The 19,233-nt window shown below is 43.8% G+C and carries 23 protein-coding genes; 6 read left to right on the forward strand and 17 right to left on the reverse strand.

Annotation, left to right across the window (positions count from 1 at the left end):
- Nucleotides 1-29: 29 nt before the first annotated feature.
- Entirely contained in the window at nt 30-260 is a 231-nt protein-coding gene (locus tag N5C46_RS12670) for an excisionase family DNA-binding protein (protein WP_034760887.1), read from the reverse strand.
- 140 nt (nt 261-400) lie between these two features.
- Nucleotides 401-1,378, reverse strand: a complete 978-nt coding sequence (locus tag N5C46_RS12675) for a spermine/spermidine synthase domain-containing protein (protein ID WP_261748963.1) — start codon at nt 1,376-1,378, stop codon at nt 401-403.
- 250 nt (nt 1,379-1,628) lie between these two features.
- Between N5C46_RS12675 and speD the strand changes: the two genes are divergently transcribed.
- Nucleotides 1,629-2,006, forward strand: coding sequence for an adenosylmethionine decarboxylase (gene speD / locus N5C46_RS12680; protein ID WP_261748964.1), 378 nt, complete (start codon nt 1,629-1,631; stop codon nt 2,004-2,006).
- Between the two features lie 18 nt (nt 2,007-2,024).
- Nucleotides 2,025-3,284, forward strand: a complete 1,260-nt coding sequence (locus N5C46_RS12685) for an S-adenosylmethionine decarboxylase related protein (protein WP_261748965.1) — start codon at nt 2,025-2,027, stop codon at nt 3,282-3,284.
- 22 nt (nt 3,285-3,306) lie between these two features.
- Here the strand turns inward: N5C46_RS12685 and rlmD are convergent, their stop codons facing one another.
- The 3 genes from rlmD to N5C46_RS12700 all read right to left on the reverse strand — a co-directional run bounded on the left by rlmD (nt 3,307) and on the right by N5C46_RS12700 (nt 5,491).
- Nucleotides 3,307-4,683, reverse strand: a complete 1,377-nt coding sequence (rlmD, locus tag N5C46_RS12690) for a 23S rRNA (uracil(1939)-C(5))-methyltransferase RlmD (protein ID WP_261748966.1) — start codon at nt 4,681-4,683, stop codon at nt 3,307-3,309.
- A 131-nt stretch (nt 4,684-4,814) separates the two neighbouring features.
- Nucleotides 4,815-5,186 carry a hypothetical protein gene (locus N5C46_RS12695; RefSeq protein WP_061810368.1) on the reverse strand — a complete coding sequence of 124 codons (372 nt, stop codon included), beginning with the start codon at nt 5,184-5,186 and terminating at the stop codon, nt 4,815-4,817.
- Nucleotides 5,186-5,491, reverse strand: a complete 306-nt coding sequence (locus N5C46_RS12700) for an antibiotic biosynthesis monooxygenase family protein (RefSeq protein WP_261748967.1) — start codon at nt 5,489-5,491, stop codon at nt 5,186-5,188. The genes N5C46_RS12695 and N5C46_RS12700 overlap by 1 nt, the downstream gene beginning before the upstream one ends.
- 216 nt (nt 5,492-5,707) lie before the next feature.
- Between N5C46_RS12700 and N5C46_RS12705 the strand changes: the two genes are divergently transcribed.
- Nucleotides 5,708-6,058, forward strand: a complete 351-nt coding sequence (locus tag N5C46_RS12705; RefSeq protein WP_061810366.1) for a hypothetical protein — start codon at nt 5,708-5,710, stop codon at nt 6,056-6,058.
- A gap of 52 nt (nt 6,059-6,110) precedes the next feature.
- Here the strand turns inward: N5C46_RS12705 and N5C46_RS12710 are convergent, their stop codons facing one another.
- The 7 genes from N5C46_RS12710 to N5C46_RS12740 form a co-directional block, all read right to left on the reverse strand.
- A complete protein-coding gene (locus tag N5C46_RS12710; RefSeq protein WP_034760879.1) occupies nt 6,111-7,025 on the reverse strand; it encodes a diacylglycerol kinase in 915 nt (304 codons plus the stop codon).
- A 299-nt stretch (nt 7,026-7,324) separates the two neighbouring features.
- A complete protein-coding gene (locus N5C46_RS12715; RefSeq protein WP_224521563.1) occupies nt 7,325-8,122 on the reverse strand; it encodes an arylamine N-acetyltransferase in 798 nt (265 codons plus the stop codon).
- Between the two features lie 14 nt (nt 8,123-8,136).
- Nucleotides 8,137-8,913, reverse strand: coding sequence for a class I SAM-dependent methyltransferase (locus N5C46_RS12720; RefSeq protein WP_261748968.1), 777 nt, complete (start codon nt 8,911-8,913; stop codon nt 8,137-8,139).
- Between the two features lie 338 nt (nt 8,914-9,251).
- Nucleotides 9,252-9,632 carry a helix-turn-helix domain-containing protein gene (locus N5C46_RS12725; protein ID WP_226671697.1) on the reverse strand — a complete coding sequence of 127 codons (381 nt, stop codon included), beginning with the start codon at nt 9,630-9,632 and terminating at the stop codon, nt 9,252-9,254.
- Nucleotides 9,633-9,814: 182 nt separating this feature from the next.
- Entirely contained in the window at nt 9,815-10,381 is a 567-nt protein-coding gene (locus N5C46_RS12730; protein ID WP_261748969.1) for a thioredoxin family protein, read from the reverse strand.
- A gap of 418 nt (nt 10,382-10,799) precedes the next feature.
- Complete coding sequence (locus tag N5C46_RS12735) at nt 10,800-10,964, reverse strand: hypothetical protein (RefSeq protein ID WP_156030061.1); 165 nt, start codon at nt 10,962-10,964, stop codon at nt 10,800-10,802.
- The gene (locus N5C46_RS12740) at nt 10,930-11,358 is read right to left on the reverse strand and encodes a DUF4257 domain-containing protein (protein WP_098438368.1); all 429 of its coding nucleotides are present in this window, start codon (nt 11,356-11,358) and stop codon (nt 10,930-10,932) included. The genes N5C46_RS12735 and N5C46_RS12740 overlap by 35 nt, the downstream gene beginning before the upstream one ends.
- A gap of 101 nt (nt 11,359-11,459) precedes the next feature.
- Here N5C46_RS12740 and N5C46_RS12745 point away from each other — a divergent pair, with 101 nt between their 5' ends.
- The gene (locus tag N5C46_RS12745; RefSeq protein ID WP_156030059.1) at nt 11,460-11,615 is read left to right on the forward strand and encodes a hypothetical protein; all 156 of its coding nucleotides are present in this window, start codon (nt 11,460-11,462) and stop codon (nt 11,613-11,615) included.
- A gap of 80 nt (nt 11,616-11,695) precedes the next feature.
- Here N5C46_RS12745 and N5C46_RS12750 read toward each other — a convergent pair whose 3' ends face one another.
- The 4 genes from N5C46_RS12750 to gatC form a co-directional block, all read right to left on the reverse strand.
- Nucleotides 11,696-13,324, reverse strand: a complete 1,629-nt coding sequence (locus tag N5C46_RS12750) for a M4 family metallopeptidase (RefSeq protein ID WP_420720459.1) — start codon at nt 13,322-13,324, stop codon at nt 11,696-11,698.
- A 316-nt stretch (nt 13,325-13,640) separates the two neighbouring features.
- Nucleotides 13,641-15,071 carry an Asp-tRNA(Asn)/Glu-tRNA(Gln) amidotransferase subunit GatB gene (gene gatB / locus N5C46_RS12755; RefSeq protein ID WP_258263427.1) on the reverse strand — a complete coding sequence of 477 codons (1,431 nt, stop codon included), beginning with the start codon at nt 15,069-15,071 and terminating at the stop codon, nt 13,641-13,643.
- A 12-nt stretch (nt 15,072-15,083) separates the two neighbouring features.
- Nucleotides 15,084-16,544 carry an Asp-tRNA(Asn)/Glu-tRNA(Gln) amidotransferase subunit GatA gene (gene gatA / locus N5C46_RS12760; protein WP_034760866.1) on the reverse strand — a complete coding sequence of 487 codons (1,461 nt, stop codon included), beginning with the start codon at nt 16,542-16,544 and terminating at the stop codon, nt 15,084-15,086.
- 12 nt (nt 16,545-16,556) lie between these two features.
- Nucleotides 16,557-16,847 (reverse strand): Asp-tRNA(Asn)/Glu-tRNA(Gln) amidotransferase subunit GatC, encoded by a 291-nt coding sequence (gene gatC / locus N5C46_RS12765; RefSeq protein ID WP_034760864.1) that lies wholly within the window; start codon nt 16,845-16,847, stop codon nt 16,557-16,559.
- A gap of 359 nt (nt 16,848-17,206) precedes the next feature.
- Here gatC and N5C46_RS12770 point away from each other — a divergent pair, with 359 nt between their 5' ends.
- Entirely contained in the window at nt 17,207-17,563 is a 357-nt protein-coding gene (locus N5C46_RS12770; protein ID WP_261748971.1) for a cupin domain-containing protein, read from the forward strand.
- 73 nt (nt 17,564-17,636) lie between these two features.
- The gene (locus tag N5C46_RS12775) at nt 17,637-18,701 is read left to right on the forward strand and encodes an AbrB family transcriptional regulator (protein ID WP_261748972.1); all 1,065 of its coding nucleotides are present in this window, start codon (nt 17,637-17,639) and stop codon (nt 18,699-18,701) included.
- Here the strand turns inward: N5C46_RS12775 and N5C46_RS12780 are convergent.
- On the reverse strand, nt 18,698-19,153 hold the full coding sequence (locus tag N5C46_RS12780; protein WP_261748973.1) for a YueI family protein: 456 nt from the start codon (nt 19,151-19,153) through the stop codon (nt 18,698-18,700). The genes N5C46_RS12775 and N5C46_RS12780 overlap by 4 nt on opposite strands.
- Between the last annotated feature and the right edge of the window lie 80 nt (nt 19,154-19,233).

The raw sequence follows: 19,233 nt of genomic DNA on the forward strand, positions 1-19,233 counted from the left end.
TCTCAAAAAATTTCTGGATTCGTCCAGGACTAGTCTTCATCCTTCACATCAATATCTTCAGGGATCGGTTCACTTAGATATTCTGCGAGCTGTCGCTTCATTTTCTCCATTTGCTCGAGATGCTGATTGAATTGATCCCGGTATAGTAAATACTGTTCTCCGTCATGAACTGCCCTTATCTTCCTTTGCTGCACGAGGCTTTCGATATACGATTCAGGCAGAGACAAATATTCGGCTGTTTCTTTGATGGTGAGATACATAACGTTCTTCCTCACTTTTCTTAGCTTGTACAAGTTTGAATAACTATCTTCTATCATACTTTACCTTTCATCTTTTTTCAAAACCTGTCGACATCATTCTTCCATACCAAATGGAGCACATCTGGTATGGAAGAATCATGTTACCAGTCATTTTCCTCGTTAAATATGATGTGGAGCTTCAGGTTTCTTTCTGAATTTACGATTGCCCTTCTCTTATAATGCAGATAATCAGGATGAAATTGAAATAATCGTTCAATGTCATCGGGCAGCGTTCGGTGGTAGCCATTTCTTCTGGCAAATCGCCTTTTCATCCGTTTTTTAGAAGCCAGTGTGAATCCCCAGTCCCCAAACGAAGGAATGATCGTGTGGTATTGATCCGTATAAAATCCTGCTCTTTCAAATGTCGATCCAATGCTCCAAAACACTGTCGGCGCTGCGTCCAACGCATTAGATTGGCAAACGATCACCCCATCATCACTGAGGACATTTCGGAGATCCATAAATAATTCCGCTGTGTATAAGCCCGCCAGCAGTTCATTTGATGGATCAGGAAAATCGATGATGATCAAATCATACACCTTTCTATTCTTCTTTACGTATTGCTTTGCATCTTTGATATAGGCATTTACCCTCTTATCATTAAACGCCCGGTTATTTAAATTCATCAGGTCATTATTATGTTGAGCGAGCTCAACCATCTTGGAATCAATATCAACAAGATCCACAGACTTCACTTCCGGATATTTAAGGATTTCCCTGAGAGCGAGCCCGTCCCCTCCTCCTAATACCAACACTGACTGAACATTTTCTGTCAGATAAAACGGAATGTGTACAAATGCCTCATGATATATCCGTTCATCCACTGAACTGAATTGCAATTGGCCATTTAAATATAGCCGAATATCCTCTGTACATAACAAGTGAATATCCTGAAACTTACTTTTCCCTTGATAAAGTTCGGTATGATCCCCCGCCAGTATTTCTTTGAGCCCCACTCGATCCCATTCATCTCCGGAAGAACCAGGTTCAGGATCATGACCGCCTCCTTGGTTTTTATCCGTATTCTTTAAGGGGTTGAATTGATCTGAAAGCCATGGCTCATCTTTTTTTCTACTCACCTTCATTCCTCCCTGCACCTAAGAATTTTTGATATCAAAATAGTGTATTATCCTTCAGCCCTATACGTTCACCTCAACCCAGCCTATTTGACCCGACAGGGGTCCACGCTAAGCCATTTATCCTGCTGGGAAGATATCATACTAGTGATACGGTGGATTTTCCCGTTAAATGATGGATAGCCGGTCCCATCAAATGAGAGAGGACATAATCTGATAGTAGGTAATTACATTTAGGAAAGGAGTTGTGGAAGTGGAGTACAGTACATCCGGAACCCATATTATTGCTGACTTTTGGGGAGTGGAGTTCAATCTATTAAATGACCCAGTATTGCTGGAGAAACATTTAGTACAGGCTGCAAAGGATATTGGCGCTACTATTCTTTCATGTGAAAGTAAAACCTTTCAACCTTTTGGAGTGACTGTATTTGTTGTTTTATCCGAAAGCCACCTTTCCATTCACACGTATCCTGAAAAGGGATTTGCAGCCATAGATGGATACACATGTGGAGATACAATCGATCCCATGGATGCGGTTCTCTATTTGGTTTCCGTATTGCACCCTAAAAAACAGGAAATGATCAAACTCACCAGAGGAGAAGGAAAATTAAAAGTAACGAAGATTCCATAATGAAGGGATGAAAGAAACGTGCTAAAAACGAAAGCGATTATAACGATTCTTGGTAGTGCAGGAGGTGTGGCAAAATCAGTCCTTTCCATCCTCAACAAATCTGTTCAGGATCATGAGGACCCCATCCACAACGTAATCCGGGATGCCGTGATTTATTTAATCGATCACAATCAAAAAGAATCCAGCTATTACTCCGCTCTTTTCCCCCATTTATTCAATCAATTCCGTATAATGAACTTTGACCTTCATAACCTCCCCCTCTTTCAAAAACATTTAAGGGATTCCAACACATCGATTGTATTGGATGTTTCTTGGGCCGACACAGTAGAGATGCTTCAATGCTGCAATGAACTGGGAATACAATATATCAATACCGCTTTGGAAAATAAAATGGTAGACGATAACGAAGATGAGTTTGAAGGATTTCCCCTCATGGAACGCCTCCGTATCTTTGAAGAGAACAAGTCTGCCTATACGAATATGAAAGGGATTGTATGCTCTGGAATGAATCCGGGGGTGGTACAGTGGATGGCCATCGAAAGAATGAAGGCCATGAAAGAGCCGCCCCTCGCCTGTTACATTGTGGAGCATGATACCTCTTTCTTTCAAGATGAAACCGTTGCAAAGGAGAATTGTGTCTACACCACATGGTCCCCTGAATGTTTCCTTGATGAAGCGATTCTAAGTTTTCCGATGATGATGAAAGAGAAAACACCACTCTTTCTCTATGAAAATGTATATGATTTGGAATTCAAAGTGACCCTTGGTGAAGTGACGTTCAATGGATGCCTGATGCCCCATGAAGAAGTGTACACATTATGCAGGAGGTTCAATATGGAAGGGGGCTTTCTATATAAAGTGAATGATCATACCACAACTCTCATCCGAAATAACCTCGATGATGTGGATAAGATATGGGATTTCCCAATGGAAACTCTTGATCCCGGCAAACACCCTTTAATAGGAAAAGATTTAGTAGGGGTCCTGCTCGTTTATAACGACCGGGAGCTATATATGTATAATGAGCTGAGCAATCAAGAGATCTATGAAACGTATCAAACGAACGCCACCTATTTTCAAGTGGCCTGTGGGATTTATGCCGGTTTCGCTTCCCTTCTTCTTGATCCTTTGCCGAACGGAGTGAGATATGTAGATGAACTATTGACCGAAACAGGGAGTCGCTATGGTGAGTATGTTCAATACTATATGAAAGACTTCGTCGTTGGTAAGAACGATACCACCGATGGATTATTGTTAGATCGAATGAAAAAAATGTAGAGGCCGATGACCTCTACATTTTTCATTCTACTAACTCGATCTTCGCAACGGCTTCACAGTGCATCGTCTGTGGAAACATATCGACCGGCTGCACCTCCGCTGTTTTATACCCGCCGTCTTCCAATATTCTAAGGTCACGGGCAAGGGTTGCCGGGTTGCAGGATACATAGACCACCCGCTTGGGCTTCATGGCAAGGATTGTGTTCAGAAGTGCTTCATCACAGCCCTTTCGCGGTGGATCCACGACAAGGACGTCCGCTTTGATCCCTTCTTTATACCAATCGGGGATGACGACTTCTGCAGGTCCCGCTTTGAATTCCACATTCGCCATACCATTTAACTCGGCATTTTGCTTCGCATCTTCTATCGCCTGTGGAACGATTTCCACCCCGTATACCTTCTTCGCTTTTTGAGCGAGGAATAAGGAGATTGTACCGATTCCGCAATACGCATCGATGACCGTTTCTTCTCCCTGCAAATCGGCATACTCCAACGCTTTATCATAAAGCACCTTCGTCTGCTCCGGGTTCACCTGATAAAAGGACCTTGCTGAGATTGCGAACTTCACATCACCGATATAATCGTGGATCACTTCTTCCCCCCATAAGACGCGGGTTGTATCGCCCATGATCACATTTGTTCGTTTAGAGTTCACGTTATGAACGACCGATTTTAAGCCTTCAATATTTTCGATAAGTGCATCCACTATCGCCTTCTTGTGTGGAAGCTCAGGCGTCCGCGTGACCAATACCACCATTACCTCACCCGTCGTATACGCCGTCCGGGTCATAATATGGCGGAGAGTCCCTTTATGATTCTTCTCATCGTAGGGACGGACCTCCAATTTTTCACATACTTCCTTCACATGCTGGATCACTTCATCATTTTTTTCATATTGAATGATACATTTGTCCATATCGATGATTTCATGACTTCGTTTTTGATAGAATCCTGCTACAAACCGTCCGTCCTTTTCCCCTACAGGAACCTGGGCTTTATTGCGGTAGCGCCATGGCTCTTCCATTCCAAGGACCGGGTGCACGTGTAGGTCATGAAGCTTACCGATACGCTGCATGACGGCCTTTACGTTCTTCTCTTTCGCTTCCAGCTGACCTTCATACGTCATGTGCTGGATCTGGCAGCCTCCGCATTCCCTGTAGATCGGACAAGGAGGCTCCTGACGAAACGGACTATCTTTCGTGCGTTCTGACAGTCGGCCGAACCCGTATCCTTTACTCGTTTTCACGACTTTGACCCGGCCTTCTTCCCCGGGCAGGGCATTGGGGACAAATAATGGGTATCCGTCGACCTTTGTTACTCCATTGCCGTCATGGGTCAAATCCTCGAATACGGCTTCATCTATATAATCATTTTTTTGAACGGGTGCTTTTTTACTCACGTGTATCTTCCTTTACGAATTCCTTTTTAAGACTCTACTGATTGTACCATAAATGGATAGGGAGAATGAAATGGATGGAGGTCCGTCCCTCTCTATGAAAAAAAGCATCGACGGGCCGATGCTTTTTGTGTTCAGGAGGAGGCGGGTTCTTCCCTGTCTGCGGCCTGGATGGATTCGATTGCCTGTTTCAGATAAAGCTCGAAGGCTTCACCCTTTTCAACACGGGTCTCTTCGAGGGATTCCATGATGCACTTGAAATTATCGATAAGATGATCGGATTTCATGCCCCTGCTCACAAGCACGCTGTTCAGCCAGAGGGCATAATCGGAAAACACCTTCGATTCACCTACATCGGCAGCAGACTCCAGGTAATTGAAGTGATGGATATTATCTTCATAGCATTTCTTCCGGCCGGCTTCTCCAAACTTTTCATCCAATTCCGGGTATCGATCGTATAGTTTCACAACGGCTTCATCTATAACATGTTTATATTTATTTTCCATCAGTACGCCACCACTTTATACCGGTCAATGGACGGGATGATGGATGCCAATTCCTGATCCGGGTATTTCTTTTCCAGATCATGAATCCGCTTATAGTCTTCACTTTGTACCCATTTCATGAAATCTTCTTTCGTATCCCACTCCATATGGACGGTGATCTCTCCCGGCTTTTTCTCATTTTGCAGCAGGAGGAACCGTTGGAATCCGTCTGCATTGTCTACCAGACCTGAACGGGTATGATAGATTGATATGACTTCCTCTGCCTTCTCATCAGGCACTACAAATGTTGAATGTACGATATACATGATATTCTCCTTCTCAGCGGCACATGATCAGACACGCTTTTTATTCACTGTAACACAGTCAGGGAGTGCCGGGGTATACAAAATTTAACAGGCTGCAAAAGAAAGAGACACAATGTACATTTTCTTGTTAGGATGTAAAAACTTACCGCGTTTTATCCGATCTACAAAGGGTACAATGGTATGTGCAACAATTCTAGAAAGAGAAGGTAGATAAATATGAACCCAGACTTCTTAGTAAACCTTATCCTTGTAGGGAATGTTTTTCTTGGAGTGTTATTCGCTCTCAAGTCAAGAAGGTGGTGGCTACCCTATATACTGATCGGACTCACCTTTTTAACCTTGACCTTTGGATTCGGGATATCCCTTTTGTTGAATAAAGAATCGATCCTTGCCTATTTATTTGTGTTTGTCGTCGGGCAACTGATATGGGTCTTTGCCTTTGTGATTGTCGCCCATCTATTGTCCTGGATCGTCCGGAAGGTTCCTTTCCGCCATAAACAACAGATCGGATGGGGCTTTTTAATCGGATTTCCATTGACGTTTTCCATTTTTTTGTTCGTTAACTAAATTATGTTCATAAAAAAAAGGAATGCCGTAACCCCAACGGCATTCCTTTTTATCATTCTGCTTTATCTTCCGGCCGGATCTTATCAAGTGGGACGAAGACTTGCAGGTGACGATACAGGTTTTCGAATTCGGCAGGCAGGACCCCTCCAAGCTCGCCATCCACATTCAGCTGCACCTTTTCTTTCGCCTTGATTTTGATTCGATTGGCTTGTGTGTAAATGACGTTCGGATCATTCACATGCTCTCCACGTACTGCCAGGGAAGCAATGCGGATAAATTCTGCCAGATTCGTTTTCTTCAGAATCAGGAGTGAAAATAAACCGTCATTGATTGAAGCATCGGGAGCCAATTTCTCGAAGCCGCCGACCGAATTGGTCAATCCGATGAGGAAAAGCATCGCTTGTCCTTCAAACAGCTTACCATCATATTCGATCGATACATCCGTCGGTTTAATGGAAGGAAGCATTTCAATGCCCTTCAGATAATAAGCAAGCTGCCCCATCATGGTTTTAAGCTTACTCGGTACTTCATAGGTCAATTCCGTGATTCTTCCCCCACCGGCGATATTGATGAAATAGCGCTCATTCATGCGTCCAATATCGACTGGGATCGTTTCACCCTTCGTAATCACATCAATGGCCGAGCTGATATCCTTTGGAATGTGCAGGGCACGGGCGAAGTCATTCGTTGTCCCCATCGGAACAATCCCCAGCTTCGGCCGGTAGTCCTGTTCAGCTAATCCATTCACGACTTCATTTAACGTACCGTCCCCACCTGCAGCGACGACGATATCATATTTGCGTTCAACAGCGATCCGTGCCGCTTCGGTTGCATCCCCTTCACAAATGGTGGCGTGTACAGATGTTTCATATCCTGCCTGCTCCAATTTGATTAATACTTCAGCGAGGTGTTTTTTAAAAAGCTCCCGCCCCGAAGTCGGATTGTATATTATTCTTGCTCGTTTCATACCCATCATCCTAATCTGTATTGATTAAAAAAACTCGTCCATGTATATACCATCTTTTAACATCATATACCAATTTAATTTATTCATGCAAAATATGTTCAAAAGGCAGGATTTTTCAAATCGTCCACCGGTCAATATCATAACTCTTTTCACAGGAAAAATCTAATGAAATATGAAATTTCCCACGCCTGATGGGAGCCGGATCCATGATTGTCAGAAAGAATTCATAAATGGGGAGTTATACTGGGAGGGAAGCAAAAAAATAACCGTACAGAATATCACCCTGATATTCTGTACGGTTATGGGAATAGATGTATGTTCCGTTTTTGCAAAAAATGGATGGATTCGTCAAGGGACTTCATATCAAAATGATAGACTTCACCGATGATGTCTTTCCACTTATCCAGATCCTTCATTTGATACTCCCGGATATTCCGGTAGGTCATGACCTTCAACGTCCGATTACGGAGAAAATAACACTGGTTCCCCTGGAAGCGGACGGCGGTGATTCTTCTCATGGTGATGTTGTCATCGGAATCCAGATAGGAAGCCTGTATGTCCCTCTCCAGGTCTTCTTCTTCTAGCGGTATCCACTCTATGGTCTTTTTTACAAACGTCTTCCCGTTCGAACGGCGATCGACTTCGAACTCACGGATGTCCTTCTGGGTAAAGATGATTTCCTCTCCAAATCCGTGAAGCAGATGTTTCTGTCTCGCCTCGAGCTCCACAGGCTTCATGATGGGAGAACCATAACCGACATCGACATACAGCTTACGGTTATCAATCGAAATCATCAGTCCCAGGTGTCCCGGGTTCACTCTGACAAATTGACAATGGAAGCCTAGTTTTTTTAGCAACCTTCCAAAATTAATATTCAGCGTAAAGCACGTTCCTCCCCACCCTTTCAAATGGAGATTTTCCGCAAATGTCTCCAACGAGGGGACAAAGGAGCCACCCTCTGAGAAATAATAAAATTTACTGAATGTCTCATAGGGAATCCGTATCAGATGCTGTTGGATCAACCGCTGTAAGTAGTTCAACGTAGGGGGCTCGATATCCATATTTAAATAGTTCACATATTTTTTTACTGCTTCCAATCCGATCACTCTTTCTACTTTTTCATCAGGCAGACTGTAAACTGGTGCTGAAGAGTAAACTCATGGAGGGAATCGTGACGTCTGGATAAGAAGGTATGTAATGACTGCAGTAATCCTTCTATCTCCGTATCCTCTAAATGAGAGAGCAAGGAAAGGGATCCTACGCGCTCGCACCAGGACTGTATGGTGAAATCGACCATATAGTAAAATGTATAAAAATCTTTGATCGTAAAGTCGGCTTGCTGCCATTCTAACAACCATTCCACGGGAAATCCATTTACTTGATTGCCCGGATCAGCTTTTCCTTCCGGGGTTTCACCAATATATTCATGTAAAAACGTCATCGTATCCTTTACGACTTCCTGATTTGGAAGGAAGCTTGAATCGCTTACAATGAACGTTCCTTTCTCCTTCAAAATCCGCTTCATTTCATGTATCGCTTTCGGGCGATCGAATAAATGCCAGCTTCTATGACTCATCGTGATATCGTAGTAGTGATCTGGCAGATTCGTTGATTCTGCAGTGCCGGTCAGATAAGGGATCTCGAGGTATTGCCTGCTTTCCAATGCCTTGGCCGTTTTCCTCAGGTCAATAGAAGGTTCGACTCCGATCACTTCGGCTCCACGCTTATGAAGCTTTCGTGTCAGGGCTCCGGTACCTGCACCAATTTCAGCCACTTTCCTTCCTTCCCACACGATTCCTCTTACCTTCAACGTATCAAAAAATTGATGCGGAATATCATCACAAGACGCAGCGTAACGGGAGGTCACATTACCAAAATTCACTTCCATTCACTCTCTTCCCCTATCATAATTGATTTTCACTCTGCTGAACGTTACGATTTCATGTCAACTCCATCACAACCGCCTGCACTAAGAGCCTTCCTACATACTACATTCTGTATGCCAAGGGGAAACTCCTGCCGAGGGACGGACCTCGCTTACCTTTATATCGTCATAATTTGTAATCCTTTAATTGATCGGTTACTTTAAGAAATTATCCTATTTCCACTCGCGATAAACCTTATCGTAAATTATATTTCTATTATTTTAGAGAGGGATTTCATGAAGGAATAGAGGTCCGTCCCTAAAAAAAAACGGTCATCAGAGATGACCGTTTGCTGTGCACGTTAGCTGTTGGCTCCGGCTGCGATCCGCTTTACGTTTTGTTCGGCGGTTTTCGTGAGGTCCGGGGTGAATCCATTTTTCATTCGCTGATTTTCTTCGTTGAAGTAGTCTTGGACTTCCTGGTCGAATTCTATTTCAATTAGATCACGAATGTCTGTAATTCTAAGGGCGATCATAATGGATACAAGGTGAGCCACTGTTAAGGATTTCTTCTTGAAATTCACTAACTCATTGATCGTAGCCACTCTTAATCCTGTTAAGCGGTGAAGATCGCCTTGAGTCAATCCTCGTTCGCGCAGGATTTCTCCCAATTTAATGTGAATTTTATGGGGAAATTTATTTAGCGCTTCTATAACAATTGTATTTGTCTTTTGGTGAATCATGATGCTTCAACTCCTCATCCTATATCATATTAACGTGAATACCCCCATTCGTGAACCGGCAATAAATACCATCCCGACGGGTACTTATGACCAGTTCCTTTTGAGCATCCATGAAGCATCATGAACCAAATGAAAGAAGACTCCCGGAACGTGTCCCGGAAGTCTCCCCCATCTTAATCGTGCTACATCAATACGTTTTGAACGAGGCTCGTCTTCAAGCTTTCGTATACTTCCTCCCATACCCTTCTATCCTTGATGTATTGGGAGGTCAGGCGCTGGATCATCTCTTTCTGCTTTTCAGGGAACAGTTCATGATCCCTCGGTGGAAGCTTCGCCCGCTCATCATCGACGATTTTTTTCACCATCGGAGCCCGAGGCCCCCATACCAGCTTCTCCTTTCCTTCTTTATCGATAAAAATGAAGATCGGGATCGCTCTCGACGTTCCATTGGTCAGATATTGATCCATCAGTTCCAGATTTTCGTCCCTCAAAATCATGCGAACGTCCAGATTGGCCGCCTCCGCAACAGAAAGAAGGATCGGGATGTTCAGCATGGCGTCACCGCACCAATCCTCCGTAATGGCAATCACCCGTAAAGATTGCTCTCCCAGTTGATTTAACACCTCTACGTCTTCCCGCGGAATCTTAAAACCTTTTCGGATGGCTTCTGTATTTTCTTTATGAGCACTCATATTTTCTATGTATTCTTCCGGTGTCAGTCCTTTATCAAACCAATGTTCCAAGTTCATTCTTTTTCCTCCTCCAGTGGTTCTCAGGCAGTGAATCACTGTGCTCTTTTCTTGGAAATTCTCTCTCTAGCATATGCATGTTTCTCGTAATCTACAAGTGAAAGTCATATAGAATTCAATCAAAATTTCAATTGTACGATTATGCCTGTAGGAATATAATATAAGAAAAGCAACTTCGTGAACAGGTTCGAATGAACTGCCCCTGACGAAACTCTTCCATGAAAAAAGGAATAGCTGCGTTACGCTACTCCTAAAACCTATATTCCAGAGGGGGGTGGAAATAGGTAAGTATGGAAAGAGGCATCTCTTTCTTGCATCTTTCCCTGACAGAAAAAAAGCTGACTCAATTGTCAGTTTCATCCTCTCACTTTTTGGTTACATTAAATGGATATAGGACGACGCTTTCCATTGAACCATCTTAGACATCCTGTGATTTCTCAATTATTTTTGTCACTTTATTGTAGTAGTAGTCCAGCTCGACTAGGCTATCTGCCTCCTTCAGCCTCTTTAAATAGTGGTTCGCTTTTTCATAATCTTCTGGTGGCAGTTCAACCTTGATTCTTTTTTTCTTCCACTTCGCCAACAGGTTTCACCTCATTATGGTTTGGAGATCCTCCCTTAGAGGTCGGTTCGAGCTGATAATGAGATAGCTCTTGAATATAGGATGCTTTGGTCGCTGCTAAATTTTGTTCGATTTTTCGTGTGATGACGGAACTTCCCCCGATTCCGGATAATAAACTGATATAGATCACATACCAGATCGGGACTGTATCAACTACCGGTAACACGGACAAATATCCTGCCAGAACGCCTATGATAATATCCTTCGTTGAGCCAAAAAGATAATGTTTCTCACCCTGGTCATCAATAAATTTTCGCGGAAAAGTGAAATGACCGTTTTTGAAAACCAGAATATGTCCTAAGCCCCCAATACCACCCATCAACATTGGCAACAAGATCACTTCGAATAAGGACATTCTATCCACCCTCTGGAATCATTTACTATTATTATATATTATTTACAGAAAATTCAGAATAGATAATTGGACGCAATTTTGTCCACTAAAGGAGCGCCATTATGCGAAAAATTGTGATGAAAGTCTCGTCAATCGACAAACTTCGATTTCAAAACTATATGATGCAGCTAAAAAGAGCTGAATCGAAAGTAGAAGCCGATACGTATTACCGTTTAGCCAAACAGATCCTGGAAAAGGCGAAAAGGAAGCAAATGTGATGTTTCCTCACCGGACTCTTTGTAAAAATACGGTACAAAAAAAGAAGAGCCATTTCAGCCCTTCTCTTCTCTTTACCTGTTTAGTTGACGCCTACCGCATTATACGCCGCATTCACACTTGCCACTTCAGCACTTCCTGCACCATATAAATCCGTTGCTGCCTGAACTGCCGCCGAACGCAGCTGGCTGTAGTTGGATGATGGTGTCAAGTATTGAGTCAGGGCACGATAATAGATCTTCCCGGTCTTGGCCGTTCCGATTCCCGTTACCTTCACACCATAGTGTGTCCCACCTTGACTTAACAGGTATGCCGCCTTATTTCCGATTCCGCTGTTGATATGAACCCCGCCATTATCCTGAGTTCCTGTGTATCTTACAGAATAGTGGTCGGGATCACCGTACTTCGCAGGATCAGACATGGAACGGAGAGCATCCCCACTCTTATTTGGCGTGTAAATGTCTTCTCCGATTTCCCAATCCGGATTGTTATTTGCGTCGTACTCTACCAATGTTCCAAAAATATCCGACATAGATTCATTGATGGCCCCCGATTCATTTTGATAGATCAAATCGGCTGTTGTATCCGTGACGGCATGAGTCAGCTCATGGGCGATGACATCAAGTCCGCCGGATAATGATATGAACGTCGATCCATCTCCATCACCGTATACCATCTGTTGACCATTCCAAAATGCGTTATTATAGTTTCTGCCGTAATGAACAGTCGATTTCAAGGCTGCTCCATTTCCGTCATAGCTATTTCGATTATGGGTATTTTTATAATAATCGTACGTGGTTCCTGCATAATAATGGGCATCTACCGCTGCTGCGTCATAGCTTGCATTAAACACATTGTCACTGTCTGCCCACAGGGAGCCGGGAAGACGTGTACGGTTCGAACCATCATACGTGAAAATACCATTCCCTCTTGTGCGATCTTGTAAATAATAAGTGGAAGAAGAAAGGTACGTATTCAGTGACTTCGTATCTCCCAACACTCCCTTACCGGATCCGACAGTGTCTGTACCTCCAGCGGCACCTCCACCGCCTCCAGGCTTACCGGCTCCTTTCCCTGCTTCATGAATTTCATTCACCTTGGCAAGGATATCACCTGTGACCGCATCCACGAAATAATTCCAGTTCCCAGGCTCAGGTGCCAGGAAATTATAGTTTACGAGATAGGCATAATGAGCTTCACCGTCTTTCACATAAATCACTGATTCGGACTTAGGGGCGTATTCGTAATCAGGCTGGCTGCCTACTGCCTTAACCAGATCTTTTTCGGCTGATGAAACGGCTTCTTTTTTAGTTAGTTTCTTCGTTTGTTTCAGGTTTTGTTTCTCATCAAGGTTTGCTGCCGGCGCTCCTGATAGAGCTGTGAGCACCCCTTCCTTGTTTACGTGTGCTGTCAGCACAGCCCCATAAACAGGAGTTCCCTTATATACTTGCTGGATGCGAAGATATGTATATCCTAGATCATCCTTCTGCTTGTCTACTACTTTGAACGATAATTTTGAATCACCTTTAAACTTGAACGTCTTTTGTTTGTCTGTTAAATAATCAAATACAACTGTTTCCGGAGCCTTTGAAGATGCCTTCGTCAATTGACCCGAAATAAATTGAGGAGTTCCCATCTGTGAATTGAAATTCACCTTTTCACTTACATTTGAAGCTCCAAATGCTTCCGAGGCCAAGACCGGACTCATCATTAACCCTGCTGTCAATCCTAGTGCAACGACTTTTTTCTTCAATTACAACACCTCTTTGAAAGAATTTTCAAACTATTTGAAACATTAGATATACTATAATACAAGCCTTCTATATTACGAACGAGCCGAAAGACCTAATATTCACCTTTTCCAACCTCGGGTTAAATGACCTACACAAAACAGGTAAAAACCACTAGGATCAGGAAAATTTGAACAAAAAGAGGGACGGACCTTGAACTATTTCAAGGTCCGTCCCTCTTCCCCATAGGAAAGCCCCCTGAAAACCAAATGTTTTCGGGGGGCAATATGAAAAATGTTAGCGTTTTTGAATTTCTTGAAGCAATAATTTGTTTACAAGCGGCGGGTTGGCCTGACCTTTTGTCGCTTTCATGATTTGACCGACAAGGAAGCCGATGGCACGGTCTTTCCCGTTCTTGAAGTCTTCGATGGATTGTGGATTCGCATCCAGCGTTTCCGTCACGATCTTGAGTAAGGCACCTTCGTCCGAAATTTGAACAAGGCCTTTATCTTTCACGATTTGTTCAGGATCTCCACCGTTTTCTACTAATTCCTTGAACACTTTCTTCGCAATCTTAGAAGAAATCGTTCCTTTTTCAATCAACTCGATCATGCCTGCGAGTCCTTTAGGAGTCAGCTTAACATCTTCCAGTTCTTTCTGCTGTGCATTCAGGTATGCCGAAACTTCACCCATCAGCCAGTTAGAGGCAAGTTTCGCATCTGCACCTGCTTCAACGGTATCCTGGAAGAAATCAGACATTTCCTTCGTCAATGTCAGAACCATGGCATCATACGCAGGTAAGCCAAGTTCTTCTACATAGCGCTTTTTACGCTCATCCGGAAGCTCGGGGATCTCTGCACGGATACGGTCCATCCACTCTTGGTCGATATGCAGGTGTAGTAAATCCGGTTCAGGGAAGTAACGGTAATCATCCGATCCTTCCTTTACACGCATAAGGATCGTTTTGCCCGTTGATTCATCGAAACGGAGTGTTTCCTGCTGAATCATCCCACCTGATAATAGAACCTTTTCCTGGCGGACGATTTCATATTCCAATCCTTTTTTAACAAAGTTAAAAGAGTTCAGGTTCTTCAATTCGGCTTTCGTTCCGAACTTCTCCTGTCCGATTGGACGCAGGGAAATATTGGCGTCACAACGAAGCGATCCTTCTTCCATCTTACAGTCGGAAACACCTGTGTATTGGATGATGGATTTAAGCTTTTCAAGATACGCATACGCCTCTTCAGGTGTACGGATGTCCGGCTCGGATACGATCTCGATCAGTGGCGTTCCTTGACGGTTATAGTCGACAAGGGAATAGCCGTCGCCTGAGTGAGTCAGTTTCCCTGCATCTTCCTCAAGGTGAAGACGAGTGATCCCGATGCGTTTCTTCTCACCGTTCACTTCAATCTCGATCCAGCCATTCTCACCGATCGGCTTATCAAATTGAGAAATTTGGTACGCTTTCGGGTTATCAGGATAGAAATAGTTTTTACGGTCAAACTTTGTATCCGTCGCGATCTCACAGTTCAGTGCAATCGCGGCTTTCATACCGAACTCAATGGCACGTTTGTTAACGACCGGAAGAACACCAGGATATCCAAGGTCGATCACGTTTGTATTTGTGTTCGGCTCTGCCCCGAAATGGTTCGGTGCCGGAGAGAACATCTTACTGTCCGTTTTTAATTCTACGTGGACTTCTAGTCCGATTACTGGTTCAAAGTTCATTGATTTCACCCCTTACAGTTGTGGTCTTTTTGTATGGAAATCTGTAGCCTGCTCGAATGCATGGGCTACGCGATAAATCGTGCTTTCGTCAAAATGCTTTCCGATGATCTGCAGTCCAAGCGGCAGTCCTGTTGAAGAGAATCCACAAGGAACCGAGATTCCCGGCACGCCTGCAAGGTTTACTGGAATCGTTAAAATATCATTGGCATACATCGTTAATGGATCATCAATTTTTTCTCCGATTTTGAAAGCTGGAGTTGGTGTTGTTGGTCCAATAATAACATCGTATTTCGCAAATACATCTTCAAAGTCTTTCTTGATCAGCGTACGGGCCTGTTGTGCTTTCTTGTAATACGCTTCATAGTAACCTGAGCTCAATGCAAACGTCCCAAGCATGATACGACGCTTCACTTCATCCCCGAAGCCTTCTGCGCGGGTTTTTTTGTAAAGATCAAGAAGGTTCTCTGCGTTCGGCGTACGGTATCCGTAACGAACACCATCGAAGCGTGCAAGATTGGCAGATGCTTCAGAAGATGCTAATAAGTAGTACGTTGAAACACCGAATTTAGAATGAGGAAGGGAAACCTCTTCCCATGTTGCACCCATGCCTTCCAACACTTTCAATGAAGCAAGGACGGCCTGGCGGGCTTCTTCCCCGACACCTTCACCCAAGTATTCTTTCGGCACAGCAATCTTCAGACCTTTTACATCACCTGTAAGGGCCTCCGCATAATTCGGAACCTCCACATTGGCTGATGTCGAATCATTTGGATCAAGCCCGGCGATTGCCTGTAGCAAGTACGCATTGTCTTCTACGTTACGGGTGATCGGTCCAATTTGATCAAGAGATGAAGCAAATGCAACAAGACCGAAACGGGATACACGTCCATAAGTCGGTTTTAACCCGACCGTACCCGTGAATGCCGCCGGTTGACGAATCGATCCACCTGTATCTGAACCAAGTGAGAAAGGAACTTCCCCAGCTGCAACGGATGCCGCTGAACCTCCTGAAGATCCACCTGGAACCGTTTCAAGATTCCATGGATTACTCGTCTTCTGGAAACCGGAGTTCTCAGTAGAAGAACCCATTGCAAACTCATCCATATTCAATTTACCGATCGTAATCGTATCGGCACTATGTAGTTTATTGATGACCGTCGCATCATAAATCGGATTGAAGTTTTCAAGGATTTTACTTGCACAGGTTGTACGAAGACCCTTTGTAACGATATTGTCCTTGATTCCGATCGGCATTCCGAAAAGAAGGCCTTTACTTTCATCCGTACCAAGCTTGGAATCCATTTCCTTCGCTTTACTGCGGGCATTCTCTTCATCTAATGTTAAAAACGCCTTCACTTTATCTTCCACGGCATCGATTCGTTTGTACGACTCGTCTACCAGGTCTGTGACAGAAACTTCTTTCTTATGTAAAAGCTCGTGAAGCTCTGATAATTTATGGTCAAATAATGACATGAGGTCCCCTCCTTAGTCCAAGATCGATGGAACGCGAACTTGTCCATCTTGTTTGTCTGGTGCGTTCTTCAATACTTCTTCACGTGGCAGTCCTTCAACAGGCTTATCTTCACGCATCACGTTCTTCATATCCAGTACATGACTCGTTGCTTCCACATTTGAAGTATCCAATTCATTCAGCTGCTCGGCAAACCCGATAATCGCATCCAGCTGAGTCGTAAACTTCTTCGCTTCATCCTCTGTGATGGCTAGTCGTGCAAGGTGTGCAACATGCTTTACCTGCTCTTCAGAAATTCTAGACATCTTCTTCACCTCCGTATATGTTCGAACACTCACAATACTATTGATAATACCAAAATTCGCTTCATTAAAGCAACTATGATAAGAGATAACCATTGTTAGGGGCATGGATGATTCTTGTCCATACCTCCGTCTATTCTATCACGAAATGAGGGGTGGGTGTGAGTTTGTGAGGAACACTGGTTTAGACAGTCCACCCCTGTAAAAATGATAGGGATGGATTGCGTCATTTTGGCCGGTGATTGCGTCGTTTTTCTTTTAATTGCGTTAATTACCATATAATGTATAAAATCAAACTTTTCACTATCCCAAATAAAGGACTCCCCCTCCCCTAAACCGAATCTATAAAAAGAGGTGATTTCATGAAAATATACAGTTTTAAACAAAGTACCGGAAAATCCATTCATCAATTCAATAGTCAAAACGTTATGATCCATCCTTTGCTTAAGCCAGACGATCCATTCCAAATCGGGTATTTTTACTTAGAGGAAAACAGCGTGCTGGGCATGCATCCAGCCATGTGCGATCAGCTTCTGATGATCACGTCAGGACGTGGATGGGTGAGGATCGAAGGGGGAGAAAAAATCATGGTGGAACCGGGCATGGCTGTCTTTTGGCAGGAGGGTGAAATGCATGAATCCGGATCCGTTGATGGTATGACCGCCATTGTAGCCGAAGGAAGCAGACTCGACCCCGAGCGATACCTCCCTTCTAACTAAAGCAATCCATTTGCTTCCTCTCCTCCATTTGATTACCTTTAAATAGAGTACGTAAATGGAGAGGGTTTTCACAATGCATCCAATTCTATTAGCCTTCTTGGCAGGGGTTATAGGCGGTGGGCTGTTCACGCTCCTGCATCTTCCCCTGTCCTGGCTTCTCGGTTCCATGGTTTCTGTCTTTCTCATTAACAAATGGACAAAATTCGAGCTTGCCTGGCCGTCTTATCTCCGGGATCTTGGATTGATCATCGTCGGCTATGCTATCGGGCAGTCGTTCAGTCAGAAAACGATGATTGAAATCTTCACTCAGCTTCCCTCGATGCTGACGATGACGGTTGCGATCATTGCCTTCAGTATGGTCCTTGCTTACATTACGTCCAAAATGACGGGGATCGGTTTGTCTTCGACGATTACCGGTAGTATACCTGGTGGGCTTTCACAAATGGTGGCTCTCGGGGAGGAAATGAAGGATATTGACTTAACCGTCGTGACGATCCTTCAGGTCATCCGGCTGTTGTCTGTCATTTTCGTGGTACCGTTCCTTGTGTTCAGTCCTCTTTTAGCTGGAGGAGGAAACGGTCCGGGTCCTGCCAGTGGTCAATTTGAGATCCCTTCTTTTCACTGGGGGTTTGTCCTATTTTTCATGATTGCCATTGCAGCAGGCTTCTTAGCTAGAAGAATCCACCTTCCCACCCCGACTTTACTTGGCCCGATCCTGGTGATCGGCGGTTTCATGGTGGCTGAATGGCCGGTCCCTCATATGCCCGGACTGTTCATTATCCTTGCTCAGTTATCCCTGGGTATTTATTTTAGTTTCATGATGAATTTCTCGTCATCCAACTCGATGGGCAAGTTCATCTTATGGTCGTTATTTACTTCCCTGTGCCTGCTTTTAGGTTGTGTGGGACTAAGCTTTTTATTGAGCCGCTGGCATGATGTGTCTTTTTTGACTGCATTCATTAGCATGGCTCCCGGGGGTATGGCAGAGATGGCACTGGTCGGACAAGCCGTCAACGCAGATCTTTCCATCATTACCGGATACCATTTATTCCGGATTTTATTTATTCTGTTCATCATCCCAGCGATTTTGAAAGGGCTTTTTAAACTCTCTATATTTCATAAGGGCAATCATGATTAGAAAAGCTTATTTTTAATGGATGAAAATAGGCTTTTCTTTTGCTTTGGCTTGGACTTTGCTTCAACCGCTTTCTCACTTTTCTTCTGCACATAGATCTCTTCCTGATCAATGGCATGGTCATAAGCGAGAACAAGCCCGATATCCGTTTCAATCTCCTTATTGGTAACCATGGAGAACGACACATGATACGTATCGGCAAGCTTGATGTATTTAGATAAAAAGGTGTAGCTCATGTTACCATTCAGTAAAAGCTTTGCATCTGGATGCTTCTTCAATTGATCCTGAACTTCCTTGTATATTCCCTTTTCCCTCACCTGGCTTTGGGTAAGGGCAATGACGATCCGCTCTCTCAGGGTCCCCAGAAACTTCCTTCTTTCATCTGGCTTGGTTTGTTTTTGCCCATATATTCCATTTTCCAAGTAATCATCTAAGGTTGGCTTACTCAAAAACATTGCACCTCCAAAACGTCTTATTACAGTTTCTCCTACACTATATGTTTACATGTGTTCATTTGGTTCTGTCCCATTTTCTC

Source organism: Rossellomorea vietnamensis (genome assembly GCF_025398035.1).
In the GTDB taxonomy this organism is placed as follows: domain Bacteria; phylum Bacillota; class Bacilli; order Bacillales; family Bacillaceae_B; genus Rossellomorea; species Rossellomorea vietnamensis_B.